Source organism: Paraburkholderia sp. GAS333, from assembly GCF_050435665.1.
Lineage (GTDB): Bacteria > Pseudomonadota > Gammaproteobacteria > Burkholderiales > Burkholderiaceae > Paraburkholderia > Paraburkholderia fungorum_A.
In genome coordinates, this window is sequence record NZ_JBNDKS010000002.1 from 411396 (window position 1) to 423795 (window position 12400).

A 12400-nucleotide genomic window follows, 5' to 3' on the forward strand; every position below is an offset into this window, starting at 1 on the left:
TGCGATCACGTCCAAGTGGATGTGATGCCGAGAATGCACCGGAGCCTTGCCATGCAATACCGTAACGCCCACGACGCCGCCCACGAAAAAGCCTGCAAGGGGCTGCTGGACGAGTGTTTTCCGCTGCCCGTCGTCTACCCGCTGATCTCCCACTTCCTGCCGATCGAGGCCATCCTCTGGATCGCCCTGCCGTATCCCTTGCGCATGGCACTCGTTCAAGCCCTCATGCAGTTCGACGAAAGCCTGCCCGTGGCGCGCGAGGGCACGGTCGCCTACGGCCTGCTGACGCTCGCAACGCCGGACCTTGACGAGGCCGAACGCCGCGCCCTGTACCTGCACCGTTCCAAGCGCTGCGCCAAGAACCGCCGCGACTTGGTGGCAACGCTGGCTCGTACCGAGCACCGCGCGCAGAAGGCCATCGACCACGTCACTGCCTTGTGGGCAGCGGCCGGCCAGCCCTTGACCGACGAAACCCCGGCGTACACCGGCTTTCAGTTCATGCGGGTGGCGGTTGCCATGAAAGCGCGTGACGATTTCGACGTGTTCCCGATGTTGAGCGCGATCCTGAACAGCATGGGCTTGCCCGACGACAGCATTCAAGGCGAGACGATCGACGCCAAGGTCGTGGCCTTTGGCGATCAGATCGGGTTCGACGATCACGTTGACGCCCCGTCGTACGCCGCGTCGGCCGGAGCCACCTTGCACTGATACGTTTGTTTGTATGTTTGTTTGATACCACCCAACGCACCATTCAGGAGTACTACACATGAGCATCGACCACGAAACGAACGAAGCCCTGAACGCCCTCGCCGCGCTGGACGAGGACACCGCCGAACGCGCGATCCGTGCGGACCGGGCGTACAACGAAGCGCAGTACGAATGGATCGAGGACTGGATCGCGGACAACGCCGACGACCCGGACGACGAGCAGCGCGACGACCTCCGGGACGAGGCGCAAAACACGCCGGATTACGAGGCGTTTTGCGACCAGGCGCGTGCGGACATCGCCGGGGAATACGGCATCACGTCCGACGTGCTGGACCACGCGATCACCCTGATGAACAACGAAAACGGCGAGGCGTTGCTGGACGAACGCCGCGCCGAACTCGACCCGGTCGGCAAAGCCATCGCCATGCTCGCCGCGCTCCCGGTCAAGATGCTGACCAGTTCGCTGGAAGCGGGCATTTTCTACAACGAGTTCGACGACGAACAACTGGCCGAGGCCGAGGCCGAGATCACGGCCGAACTGGCGGCGAGTCTTGGCGTCGACGGGGCGATGGTCAAAGCGGCGGCCATTGTGCTGGGGGCAGGCCGCTACGACGACCTGATCGAGCGCCATGGCAAGTGCGTCACCATGAACCACGCATACGTCGACGCGTTCATTCTCGTGTGCCTCGACGCCGCAACGTTCGATCGTGTGCTCGCCGCGCACAAGGCGCTCGACGAAGCCTGCGCGGCATGGCGCGACGACTGGTGCGAAAACGCCAGCACGTACCCGTTCCCGCCGGACAACGCGATGTACCGTGCGTTCACCGACGAGACCATGAGCGCGCTCGCCACGACGTACGACGTGGACCGCAACCTGATCGCTTTCGCCGACGACATCGACCGGCTCGTGGGGCGTGTCGGCTTCGACGAGGTGCGAGTGCTGTCCGCCGAACGCCTGATCGCCGAGGGCCGTGACCCGTCCGACGCCGAAGTGGTGCACGCCCGCGCCGCGCTGGCCGCGTTGCCCACCGACGCCGCGATGGTCGAGCGCGTGATCGCCGCCGAGCGTGCGTACAGCAGTTCGACGGCCCGCTGGTGCCTGGACTGGACGTACGCCCGGAACGCCGAAGCCGGCCTGCCGGAGGAGCAACCCGGGTACACCGCGTTCGCCCAGCGTTTGCTGGCCGACCTCGTGGCAGAGTACGACGTGACCGAGGCGCAACTGACGCACGCGGTGAGCAACAGCAGGCAATACCTCGGGCACGACGGCCTCCGCGCGAGCCACATGAAGCGTCTGGCGCCGCGGGTGGCCGCGTTCATGCTGCAGCCCGATGACGAGGAGTACGGGCCAGTGATTGTCGACACCGACCGCGATTTTCGCGACCAAAACGGCTACCCCGCATCTTGGGACGAACCGCAACCGCGGCAACGTCCGACGCCGAGCGCGGTGGTCGAGGCGATGCTGCGCGACCCGGCCGGCTCGTCGGACGAACTGCTTTTCGAGGGCTTGACCCATGACTGATTTCGAACGCTGGCTGATCGAAGTTTGGGACGGCCCGGTGACGCACGAGGCCATCAACTGGAACGGCCCGCAGATGTACCGGACGTACCTGGAAGTTTGCGCTGATGAGAGGCAGGCCATGACCGGCACCGAGTTCTACCACCGCCTCTGGTCGCTGGCCGAGGCAAACGAGGCGGCCCGCACCGCCTAGCAGCAACACCAGCGCAACGGCGCTTTCTCCGCGACCCGATGGGAGGCACGCCCGTCGAAATGCCCGAGTTGGTCGGGGCACTCAACCCAACCGCAGGACCAACGGAGAAGCACATGAGCAAATGCAATCGCAAGGCCGACGAAACGAAAAACCCGTCGAGCCGCCGCCCTGTGACGGCGCTTCGCAAAGCCGTCGCCGAGGGCGACAACCGTGCTGTTATCGCCCTCGCTCCCCAGGTGCCGAACATCCGTACCTGGCGCAACAGCGACGGACAGTCGCTCTTGCACATCGCAGCGGCGGGCGGCAACCCCTCGATCGCACGGACACTGCTGTTCTACTGCCTTGACCCCAGCGAGCCCGACAACCACGGTGAAACTCCCCGGAGCATCGCGCTCGAGCACGATAACGATGAGTTCGCCGACTTCGTGTCGGGGGATGAAATCTACGATTGCGTCGTGGCGATGGGCGATGCGCTGGAAAGTCAGGACCTGGACGCGCTCGAGGAAAGCATCGACGAATGGCACCGCACGCGCGGGCGCATCGAGAACCACGGCGGCGATGACGGCATGGGCACGTCGCCGCCAGATTTGGACGAACCGCTGTGCCGGATGTGGGACGGTGAGACGCTGGAAGACGTGGTGCAGCGCATCCAAGAACCGTTCCGCAGCGAAGCGTTGACCATGCTCGACGAACTGAAGGGAGGGTAACCGCCTTCACCACGTAGCAGCACCAGCGCGAAGGCCGCGCTACGGCTTGACGGCGTAACCCGTCAGTACGACAACAAAAGCACCACCAGCGCCACGGCGCTCATCCACGCGACCCGCCGGGAGGCAAGCCCGGCACACCGCCCGTTCGTCGGGGCCGTTCGTCCAATCCGGGGCGAACGTTCTCAACCCAACGAACGGAGGTTTTGCATGGCACGCGTTATTTTTAGCTCAAACAAAGAGATCAACGAGGCGGTGGCGAAACTTGTCCGGCAGGGATGGACGTACCACGACAAAGGGCGGCGCAAGCACGCCAAGATCGTCGCGGAAAACGGGCGGTGCATGACCATCCCATGCTCGACGCGCAACCGCAACGCGGTGAACGATCTTCAGCACAGGGCGCAACGCCTGGCCGCGTTGCCGTCGTTGACCGTGGCCGAGGGCATCGAGCCCTGATCGCTGCACCACGGACCACCACAGCCGGGCGATGCCCGGTTTTTTTTACGTCCACGCCGGCCACCGGACCTGCCGCCGGCCACGGGCGTCAGCAGGTTGCCCGGGCGCGCAGCGGCCCAGGATTTTGACGTTCGCGCCAGCGCACGGACGACGCCCAAAAGCACGAAAAACCCATCAGAAACGGCCGATCGGGCCGAAACCGGCCCAACGTATGGACAACACCGGCAAAAGCCTTGCCAGGCAAGGCTTGCAGCCTGTCCATACGTTGCAAAAAGCACCGACGACGGCTTGCCGTCGAACGGCCGGAAACCCTTGCCGGGCAAGGCGCTCAGCCCAGCGCACGACACTGTCCATACGTTGCCGGGCGGTTTTTCACGTATGGACAGCGCAAACCCACGCCCAGCATGGGTCTGGCGGCTGGTCAGACGTTGGGGGCCGAAAACGCAAAAAGTTTCTGTACGAATGTGCGTACCGCCCTGCCATGAGCGTACGGACAGCACCGTGACACCACACCAACCACAAACAATCTCCTACGTCTTTTCATCGTATTCATCCTCAAGGTATGGACAAATCTCTTAAAGCCTTATGGGGTAAGGGTTTCCGCTGTCCAGACGTTGTCCAGACGTTGAAACATGGTCTGGACAGGACCGATCGGAGCCTTGCCCAGCATGGGTTTGCGCTGTCCAGACGTTCAGCGGGGTTTTGCCGCCAGGTCTGGACAGGCTCGACGCTCGCCACCGGAAAACCGCCGCCAGCACCAACGTCAAAATCCTGGGCCGCTGGCGCGTCCGGGCGACCCGCTGACGCCCGTGGAGCAAGCGCCGAACCCAGGGTCCGCGGATGTTGACGGGGTCGCGGTTTGAGCGGAAGATTTCAATGATGCAGAGCCACCGGCACGATGTGACGCCGGGGGCAAGGACGTACCGCGAGCAGCCTGCCGCCCGGCGCAGGACGCGGAAAGCCGACCCACCTTGGGTCGTTTCCTTGCCGTTTGGGCCTTTGCATGACCACCACCCGCGCCACCGCCGAACACCTCGAGCGCACGACGGCCTTTCCCGGCCGCGCCGTGAGCTTTTTTGTTGCACAAATGCTTGACGGGTCCAGCCGTACCTGGTTTATTGAAGATGTAGCCAGCGCAGCCGCGCACGACGTTCAACCTTGGGCCGCCGCGCGCGGCCATGACCGAGAAGCCTTCCGGACTCAGAACCCGGAGGGCTTTTTTTCGTTTACCGCCGGAGGATTTGCCATGACCGCCACCACGACGAAGCCCAGGAAGATCAAGAGCCGCAAGGACGCGACGTTCGCCCTGCGCCTGTCCTCGCGGCTGCTCGACGAGTTCAACGCAGCGACCGAAGCGCGCGACACCCGCGCCGTCGACGTGCTGCGGTTCTTCATCGCGTCGTACGTGAAAGACCCGACGATTTGCCCGCTTGGCTTGCCGGAGTCGAGCGGCAGTGTTGCCGCCTGAAAAGGAAAAACGGCGCCTGCAAGCGCCGTTTGTGAAGAACGCCGTACCCGCTAAAGCACCGCACGTTCAGTCACCAGGTTAACCAGACTGAACGGCCTCGTCAATATCGTTTGATGGCAGGAGAGCCGAACATGTCGACCACCACGCCCGCTCGCACGCGCCCCGCGATTCTCGCTCGTCTGGCGCAGGACCGCCCGACCGCCGGCAAAACGGTGCTCGATTTCAACGCCGTCAAGGCCGCTGCCCGCGCAGAAGCGGCGAGCCCGGACCCGGAGCAAGTCGGCGTCAAGGCGAAACGCAAGGGTCGCGGCAAGGGTGCCGGACGCGCCAAAGCCGAGGTCCGCGACGACAGCGACGCATCGCCGGAGATGCGGTTCACTGACGAGCAGATGAAAAACCCGGGGTTGCGCGTCGGCGGCCCGGAGGACGAGGTGTTTTACCGGTACAACAAGGTGTACTGGGCCATGGTGCCCGACGCGGTGATGGTCGAGCAGGCCAAGGACTGGTTGCGTGACAACGAACCGAAGCATTACAGCAACGAGAGGGCGGAGCGGATGGTGAACGCGCTGCGCTCCACGATGGCGGTGCCGCAAAACGGCCGGTCGCTCACGCCGCCCACCAGCGACTTCGTGAACTTCCTGGACAAAGACCCGGACGCCGAGGAAGCACCGATTGTTGCGGAAGAGATCGGACCGGTCATGATTCAGACCGACAACAGCGTGCTGCAGATGGACGCCGCCGGCAACATCACCGTGCACAAGCCCAGCCCCGACTTCAAGACCCGGTCGGCGGTGCAGATCATGATGCCGAAGGCGCTGGTGCAGTCCGGCGGTGCGTTCGAACCCGCACCGTTGCCGGCCGACAGCCTTTGGCAGGGCTTTCTCGACAAGGCGCTGCCCGACCCGGAAACGCAGGCGTATTTCCAGGAAGCGATGGGCGCCACGCTCGTGACCAATCGCAACTTCCAGCGCATCTATTACCTCTACGGTTCCGGCGGCAACGGCAAATCGACGGCCCAGGCCGTGATCGCGTCGTTCCATCACAAAGCCGTGCCGTTTCGCTTCAGCGACTTCAAGCACAACTTCAAGCCGTCGGCGCTGATCGGGGCCACGCTCGTGACCATCAACGAGGCCACCGAGTGCGACCCGGACCTGTTGAAAGAGTGGGCGTCGCGCGATCCGCAACTGGTCGACCAGAAGTATGGCAAGCCCAAGCGGTTCGTGCCGGTCTGCTCGATCGTCGTGAGCCTGAACCGGCCGTTGCGCGGTTCCGACCACACGGAAGGCTTCGAACGCCGGGCGTACCCGATCCCGTTCACGGGCCGGTTCGACACGAAGGACGTGGTGCTCGACTTCGAGAGCCTGATCCTGAACAACCCGGCCGAGCGGTTCCATGTGTTCTCGTGGCTGCTTGCCGGTGCCCAGCGCGTTGTTCGTCGTGGCCGCCTGCTCACGCCGTCCGAGGCACCGCTGGCCGTGCGCGACCTGGCGCACAGCATCAAGGTGCAGACGGACCCGGTGTACTTTTGGTTCAGCGAGGCCGAGATGGTGCCGGCGGAGCAGGGCGCGATGACCAGCAAGAGCGCCGTGTACCAGTCGTATGTCGCGGCCATGATCGCCGCCGGGTACAAGAACCCGGTGACGGAAACCGCGTTCTGGATGCGTGTGAGCAAGTTGTTCCAGGAGAAGCACGGTCAGCCGATCGGCCCCGACGAGCGCGTGCGCGTCGAGGGCAAGCGGGTGCAGTGCGCCCCCATCCGGGTCGACGGTATCAACCCGGTCCGTGGTTCGCTGACCGCGCCAGCACCGCGCCAGCCGTCCGCGCCGGTGGTGTTCGTGGAAGCCACCGAGGAGCAGCAGCACGAGTTCGAAACGTTTGACGCAGCGATGGCCGCCGTGATCGCCAAGGCAAAGGGCTAACGACCGGGCGGGCGGCGGTGGCGTTCCGCAGCGCCCACCGTCGCCCAACTTTTTGTTGCTCAAATGCTTGACACTTTGGCGCGCTGGAGTTTTATTGGTTACATCAGCGCCGCACACCGCGCCCATCGTTCGAGCCCGTGACCCCACGGGCTCTTTTCGTTTACGACCTTGGAGAACCGCACCATGACGTACTTCTATCTGAACACCTACTGCATGAACGACCCCGACGAGCGGGCCTCGCTGGACGGTGCACTCACGGCCCTTGCGGGCTTGCCCGCCGGGTACCTCGCCACGGTGATCGCCGCACACGACGACTGGACGAACGCCATCGAGGCGTGGTGCAACGACTGGCGCGCCGCGAACGCCGACCGGCTCGACGCGTTCGACACGTCGGAGCCCGAGGAGCAGCCGGAGTACCAAGCGGCGTGCGAGGCCGAACGTCGCAACGTGGCCGACGACCACCACGTCACGGCCGAGCAGTTGATGCACATGGCGGTGATCGCGGGATGGGGTAACGAGGGCGTGGCGGAACTGCAAACGCGCAACGAGATGTTTTGGACCATCGCCGAAGCGCACGGTGTGGCGATCGACTGACCGCTCCGGCGCCAACGTCCACCCAGTGCCCGCCTGACGTGCGGGTCAGGGCGGTACCAGGCCAGCCCGGCCTGTTCACCGGAGCACATCGCCATGACCCTCGCACTCGCAACTCAAGAAGCCCTTTCGTTCAGCGACCGCGACGAACACACCACGCCCGACCCGAGCCCGGCACCGCAACCGGTTCAGTCGACCGCCGGCCTCTCCCTGCACGCCCGGTTCCTCGAGGAAGAAATCCAGTTTCGCACGGCCACCGTCGCGCCCGACATGACCATTCTGAAACTGCGCGCGCTCGCCTGGTTGCGCCGTCAGCCCGGTTACGACAACACCACGGAACACTGGCTGGACGTGACGGCCAGTGGCCTCGTCTCGTTCACGCGTCGCTGGCTGGCCGCTTACGAGGGCTTCCGCAAAGCGCCGGCTACGCCGAACTGACGCACGGCCCACCGTCCGACCCGGTGCCTGCCTGACGGCAGGTCAGGGCGGTACAGGGGGCCGCCGGCTCCCTTGTGATGGAGGTCGCCATGAACGCATCCCTCGAAAGCATCGGCGCGTGGATCGACGAGACCGCGCCGGAAGCCTTGAAACGGTCGCATTCGTGGATCGCACGACCCACCGGCACGGTGGCCGTGCCGTTCTGGTGGACACGTTTCCGGCAGGTCGCCACATCTACAGAGGTCCATCAGCACGCGATGCTTCGCCTGCTGCGCGATCGAGGTGGCATCGACCTGAACGGATCGCCGTTCACCCACGACGGTGGTGGCCCGGCCGGCGAAGCGTTGCGCGCGTTCCTGCTCGCCGAGCGCATCGAACGCGAGCGGACGGTGTTGCGCGAAGTCGCGGCCGAGGCCACCGAACAACCCACGACGACGGCGGTGCGTGGCCGGCGGCGGTTGTAACCGGAGAACAGAATGGAACCGAACTTATCCCCGGACGAACTGCAACATGCCGTCGACAGCGCTGCAGAACGACACCCGTTGTTGGTCGTTCTTGCCTGGCTGAAGGCAGGTGCCCGGCCGTCGCACCGAGGTTTGTTGAGTGCGGCGACCGAGGGTCGTACCGGCGCGTTCTGCGCTTTGTTGGACGCTTCGGACCACGAGATGGTGACCGACCTGACAACGTGCAGCGTCATGCTGGACAACGACGACATGCTGGACGCGTGGTTGGCCCGTGTGACGCCGGCCGACCTGAACCGGGGTGCGGTCGATCATCAGGCTCCGGCATGGTTCCGGGCATTCATGTACACGCCAAGCGTTGACGACAACGACCGGGCGGACCCGGCGCGCGTCGCGCGCCTGCCCAGCGTGCTCGCGAAGTTGCGCGACGCCGGGGCCAATCTGCAGTCCCTGGAGCACGACCCCGACATCGGGCTGAACGGGACCGCTGAACCTGACCCGCACTACGACGCGCTGCGTACGTTGCTGCGCATCCCCCACGAACGCGCGGTGCTGCGCGCCGTCGCTGATGAGGCGATGACGGACGGTTCCGCCGATCAACCGACGACGGCGACCGGTCGCCGTCGCCTTTGAACCGAGGCACCGATGGAACCGAACCTCAACCGTTGGCGACTCGAAAACGAGTTGGTCCTTGCGGTGATCAACGCGCCCCTGCTGGTTGTACTGGGTTGGTTGCATGCCGGATCACGCCCCACCTTGCGGGCTTTGGAGAATGCCGCCGAACTTGGCAGGCTGTCGGTGTTCCGCACCTTACTGGACCACCTCGACCGCTCCGGTCGTGCCACGCTGCCTGACCTGATGGATTGTGAGGCGATGCTGGATGACGACGACATGTTGGACGCCTGGCTCGAACGTCTGACGCCCGACGAACTGAACGAGCAAACCGGACGGTTTGATTATCCGGCATGGTTCGTCGCGTTCATCAACACGCCGGTCGTTGACCGCGAAAACCAGTATGACGGCGCGCGGGCTGCGCGCCTGCCTCACGTGCTGGCAAAGTTGCGCGACGCCGGGGCCAATCTGTTTGCGATGGGAAACGGTCCCGACGAGATCGGTTTCTGGCTCGACGATGATCCGCATTACGCGGCCTTGCGGATGTTGCAGCGCATTCGTCTGGAGCGGGAAGCCGAAGCCGAGGCAGCACGCGCAGAGTCCTCGCGGCCGTAGCCCGAACCGTTCAGCGCCCCCTTGTGCCCGCCTCACGTGCGGGACAGGGCGGTACAGGCGCCGCCCGGCGCCATCGACCGGAGAACCGCCCATGCTTCGCCACCTTGCTGTCCTCACCACGATCCTGCTGCCCCTGTCCGCCCACGCGGCTCCCAGTCTGACCATTGACCGGTCCGGCCAGGCTTTGATCGACCACCTGCCCATCGGCGTCCCGATTGGGACGCATGTCGACGTGTGCGACCTCGCGATGAAACCGCCGTGCCTGTATGCACCCAACGGCAACACCGACCGCGTGACCGTCCACGCCGTGCGCCTCAAAGGCTCCGAGGTGCTCTGGCTGTCGACGGTCGAGGGAAACGTCCCGTTCGACACGCTCAGTCGCCCCGACGGCGACTGGACCGACGTGTTCGCCGACGTGCTGATCGTGCGCGGCACCGTCGTCGGCGAGACGATTACCGTGCGCGACGGGCGCACGCGCCAGGAGCGGGCACGGATCGACGTGCCGCCGGGCGACGGCGCTGGCGTTCGCATCGTGGGAGAGCGCGATGCACGATGAGCGCATTTTCGACCTGGCCGACGTGAAGGCGCTGGGCGCCGCGTTTACGCCCAACGAGATCGCATGGGCCGCGATGCCAGCCTCGTGGCGCTGTGATCACACGTCGAGCGCCGTGGAATGGGAGCGGAACGTTCACTGGTTCTTCGACTTCATGGACGACGAGCCAATCGCCCTCAGCATTGCCGAGGATTTCGTCCGCTCCGCCGTCGGGGAACTTGCTCAGTCGGTTGGCGAGGATGCGTCGGTACAGTTCGCCCGCCTCGCACACGTCGAACGTCGCTACGTTGCGTTCCTGGGTGAACGGGCCGTGGGCCTGAAGGTCGGGCCGCTGTTCAGCCCACTCGAAGCGTCATGGCTTTGCCGCATCACACGGCCCCACGAACTTCGCGATCCGGAAAAGGTCGACGTGTTCCTCGCCTGGGTGAGCGACGCTTTGGGCGAACCGGGTGACCCGCTGCGCGCCCGACTGATGCTTGAAAACCCGGACGCGACGCTTGATCAAACCACCGTCCGGCGCGAGTCCAAAGCGCTGATTGAGCGCTACCTCAATGCCGAGGCCGCGGTTCTACGCCACGCGGCCGACGGGGCGATGGCCGAGCCCGCCAACGCCGAACGCGCACCGCGCCGGGCCAGGCTCTGACGCCGCAGGCAACGGGCGCCAGCGCAGGCCAAGGCGGCGCAAGCCGCCCGTTCCTTTCCCCTGTGGCACCACGAACAAAGGCCGGCGAACACCCGCCGGCCTTTGACCATCGCACCTCAACCGTCGACCTCGCGCGTCGACAATCCACCGTAACAACGGGAAGCGGTCACGTCAACACCCCAAACGAGCCGTGCGGTTCTCCCACGGCCGGCCGCGTTCGCCCCTTGTTCGTTGAAAAGCCGCCGGTATCGCCAACCGGCCGACGCATAAGCCATCCCGCCACGGGCAGGGCAAGGGTTCGCTGCGCGCCCGCCGGCACCCGGTCCTGCTACGCAGGCTGCGGCTTTGGCGTGCCCCTGGCCCTTGTATCGGGACGGCTTCGTTACGCGCCGGGCGATACCGACAGCAGACCTTCAACGAACAAGGAGCACCACCATGAACGCGACCGGCCAGAACCTCACGAACAGCAACGTCAACGGCCTCAACGGCGGGCTCCCCCAACTGCAGGTTGGTGAAACGACCTACCACGCGCAACCCTACAATCTCGACGCACGCGGCTTTTACTTCGCGAGCATGGACGACTACACCGCAAAGGCCGAGGCCAACACGGATCGCTGGGGCGCACCGGTGGAGGAGTACGAGCTGCAGTTCATCGACGGCACCGACGCAAAGGGCCAGTTGTTCACGTTGCTGGGCATCAACCAGGCCAACCTTGATGTTTGGTTCGACAGCGTGGTGGACCTTGACGAACGCGAACAGGCGGTCCTGTCGTACCTGGTGAGCGACCGCGGCGCAAAACTCGCCGACGCGCTCGACCAGATCGACGACGTGAGCCTCTACACGGGTTCGCTGGTGGAGGCGGCCACCGAGTTGTTCGACGAACTGTACCTGCACAACATCCCCGCAGCAGTCCGGCATTACGTGGATTACGAGGCTTTTGCAAGGGATCAACGCCTGGCCGGCGCCATGACCGAAACCGAGTTCGCCGGCACGACCTACACCGTCACCAATGCCGACGCGCTGTAAGCGGCCAAACGGGGCGCGCCGAGCCGTGCGACTGGTGTCTGATTTGTATCAAACAAACCAAACAAATCAAATGCACCAAACAAACCACACCAACAGAAAAGCCCCTATTTCAGGGGCTTTTTCGTGTTCCGCCACCGGCGTCGATCACTTCTCGTTCTCGACGTGGAGCGTTTTTTCTTCGGCAAGCAACTGGTCGAGCATGGCATCGGCCAGCGCAACCAACACGACGGTGGCACGCCCCCGGGCATACTTCTCGATCTTTTCGCGCAACGCATACGGGATTCGAACCTGCGTTGCGGCGGCATCACGCCCGCCGATCGAGGCCTTGCACATCACCACGGCATCGCCCGTTGCGCGGTCGCTCGTGCGCAGGTTGAAGAACGGTCGCTCCGGCGACTGGAAGGCAACGTTGAGCGCGACATCGGCCGCGGCGGCCATCAGGTTCTGCTCCGGCTTCGCGAGCCGGGAGAGGGAGTTACGGTTTTCCATCATGA

At 64.8% G+C, this 12400-nt stretch carries 16 protein-coding genes; 15 read left to right on the forward strand and 1 reads right to left on the reverse strand.

Features of this window, described 5'->3' with window-relative positions; genetic code table 11:
• Positions 1 to 51: 51 nt before the first annotated feature.
• From ABH945_RS10975 to ABH945_RS11045, 15 genes are all read left to right on the forward strand, one after another.
• Entirely contained in the window at positions 52 to 708 is a 657-nt protein-coding gene (locus ABH945_RS10975; RefSeq protein WP_406867758.1) for a hypothetical protein, read from the forward strand.
• Positions 709 to 766: 58 nt separating this feature from the next.
• Positions 767 to 2230: a hypothetical protein gene (locus ABH945_RS10980; RefSeq protein ID WP_406867759.1), complete on the forward strand. Its 1464-nt coding sequence runs from the start codon at positions 767 to 769 to the stop codon at positions 2228 to 2230.
• Complete coding sequence (locus ABH945_RS10985) at positions 2223 to 2420, forward strand: hypothetical protein (RefSeq protein WP_406867760.1); 198 nt, start codon at positions 2223 to 2225, stop codon at positions 2418 to 2420. Before ABH945_RS10980 ends, ABH945_RS10985 begins: the two co-directional genes overlap by 8 nt.
• Before the next feature lie 113 nt (positions 2421 to 2533).
• Entirely contained in the window at positions 2534 to 3127 is a 594-nt protein-coding gene (locus ABH945_RS10990; protein WP_406867761.1) for an ankyrin repeat domain-containing protein, read from the forward strand.
• Between the two features lie 207 nt (positions 3128 to 3334).
• Positions 3335 to 3580, forward strand: coding sequence for a hypothetical protein (locus ABH945_RS10995; protein WP_406867762.1), 246 nt, complete (start codon positions 3335 to 3337; stop codon positions 3578 to 3580).
• A gap of 1003 nt (positions 3581 to 4583) precedes the next feature.
• Positions 4584 to 5048, forward strand: a complete 465-nt coding sequence (locus ABH945_RS11000) for a hypothetical protein (RefSeq protein ID WP_406867763.1) — start codon at positions 4584 to 4586, stop codon at positions 5046 to 5048.
• A gap of 131 nt (positions 5049 to 5179) precedes the next feature.
• Complete coding sequence (locus tag ABH945_RS11005) at positions 5180 to 6967, forward strand: DUF5906 domain-containing protein (RefSeq protein ID WP_406867764.1); 1788 nt, start codon at positions 5180 to 5182, stop codon at positions 6965 to 6967.
• 183 nt (positions 6968 to 7150) lie between these two features.
• The gene (locus ABH945_RS11010) at positions 7151 to 7561 is read left to right on the forward strand and encodes a hypothetical protein (protein ID WP_406867765.1); all 411 of its coding nucleotides are present in this window, start codon (positions 7151 to 7153) and stop codon (positions 7559 to 7561) included.
• A gap of 93 nt (positions 7562 to 7654) precedes the next feature.
• A complete protein-coding gene (locus tag ABH945_RS11015) occupies positions 7655 to 7996 on the forward strand; it encodes a hypothetical protein (protein ID WP_406867766.1) in 342 nt (113 codons plus the stop codon).
• An 89-nt stretch (positions 7997 to 8085) separates the two neighbouring features.
• Positions 8086 to 8460, forward strand: coding sequence for a hypothetical protein (locus tag ABH945_RS11020; RefSeq protein WP_406867767.1), 375 nt, complete (start codon positions 8086 to 8088; stop codon positions 8458 to 8460).
• Positions 8461 to 8472: 12 nt separating this feature from the next.
• Complete coding sequence (locus ABH945_RS11025) at positions 8473 to 9090, forward strand: hypothetical protein (protein ID WP_406867768.1); 618 nt, start codon at positions 8473 to 8475, stop codon at positions 9088 to 9090.
• Positions 9091 to 9102: 12 nt separating this feature from the next.
• Entirely contained in the window at positions 9103 to 9684 is a 582-nt protein-coding gene (locus ABH945_RS11030) for a hypothetical protein (RefSeq protein ID WP_406867769.1), read from the forward strand.
• A 91-nt stretch (positions 9685 to 9775) separates the two neighbouring features.
• A complete protein-coding gene (locus ABH945_RS11035; protein ID WP_406867770.1) occupies positions 9776 to 10240 on the forward strand; it encodes a hypothetical protein in 465 nt (154 codons plus the stop codon).
• Positions 10230 to 10880, forward strand: a complete 651-nt coding sequence (locus ABH945_RS11040; RefSeq protein ID WP_406867771.1) for a hypothetical protein — start codon at positions 10230 to 10232, stop codon at positions 10878 to 10880. Before ABH945_RS11035 ends, ABH945_RS11040 begins: the two co-directional genes overlap by 11 nt.
• A gap of 435 nt (positions 10881 to 11315) precedes the next feature.
• A complete protein-coding gene (locus ABH945_RS11045) occupies positions 11316 to 11906 on the forward strand; it encodes an antirestriction protein ArdA (RefSeq protein ID WP_429250581.1) in 591 nt (196 codons plus the stop codon).
• 144 nt (positions 11907 to 12050) lie between these two features.
• On the opposite strand, the gene ABH945_RS11050 is transcribed toward ABH945_RS11045, so the two are convergent.
• Positions 12051 to 12398 carry a hypothetical protein gene (locus ABH945_RS11050; RefSeq protein ID WP_234774529.1) on the reverse strand — a complete coding sequence of 116 codons (348 nt, stop codon included), beginning with the start codon at positions 12396 to 12398 and terminating at the stop codon, positions 12051 to 12053.
• Positions 12399 to 12400: the final 2 nt, after the last annotated feature.

Coding starts and splice junctions, on each gene's coding strand:
- ABH945_RS10975 (WP_406867758.1), top strand. CDS start 52: ATGCAATACCGTAACGCCCACGACGCCGCCCACGAAAAAGCCTGCAAG.
- ABH945_RS11040 (WP_406867771.1), top strand. CDS start 10,230: ATGCACGATGAGCGCATTTTCGACCTGGCCGACGTGAAGGCGCTGGGC.
- ABH945_RS11030 (WP_406867769.1), top strand. CDS start 9,103: ATGGAACCGAACCTCAACCGTTGGCGACTCGAAAACGAGTTGGTCCTT.
- ABH945_RS10985 (WP_406867760.1), top strand. CDS start 2,223: ATGACTGATTTCGAACGCTGGCTGATCGAAGTTTGGGACGGCCCGGTG.
- ABH945_RS10995 (WP_406867762.1), top strand. CDS start 3,335: ATGGCACGCGTTATTTTTAGCTCAAACAAAGAGATCAACGAGGCGGTG.
- ABH945_RS11025 (WP_406867768.1), top strand. CDS start 8,473: ATGGAACCGAACTTATCCCCGGACGAACTGCAACATGCCGTCGACAGC.
- ABH945_RS11000 (WP_406867763.1), top strand. CDS start 4,584: ATGACCACCACCCGCGCCACCGCCGAACACCTCGAGCGCACGACGGCC.
- ABH945_RS11045 (WP_429250581.1), top strand. CDS start 11,316: ATGAACGCGACCGGCCAGAACCTCACGAACAGCAACGTCAACGGCCTC.
- ABH945_RS10990 (WP_406867761.1), top strand. CDS start 2,534: ATGAGCAAATGCAATCGCAAGGCCGACGAAACGAAAAACCCGTCGAGC.
- ABH945_RS11010 (WP_406867765.1), top strand. CDS start 7,151: ATGACGTACTTCTATCTGAACACCTACTGCATGAACGACCCCGACGAG.
- ABH945_RS11035 (WP_406867770.1), top strand. CDS start 9,776: ATGCTTCGCCACCTTGCTGTCCTCACCACGATCCTGCTGCCCCTGTCC.
- ABH945_RS11020 (WP_406867767.1), top strand. CDS start 8,086: ATGAACGCATCCCTCGAAAGCATCGGCGCGTGGATCGACGAGACCGCG.
- ABH945_RS11005 (WP_406867764.1), top strand. CDS start 5,180: ATGTCGACCACCACGCCCGCTCGCACGCGCCCCGCGATTCTCGCTCGT.
- ABH945_RS11050 (WP_234774529.1), bottom strand. CDS start 12,398: ATGATGGAAAACCGTAACTCCCTCTCCCGGCTCGCGAAGCCGGAGCAG.
- ABH945_RS11015 (WP_406867766.1), top strand. CDS start 7,655: ATGACCCTCGCACTCGCAACTCAAGAAGCCCTTTCGTTCAGCGACCGC.
- ABH945_RS10980 (WP_406867759.1), top strand. CDS start 767: ATGAGCATCGACCACGAAACGAACGAAGCCCTGAACGCCCTCGCCGCG.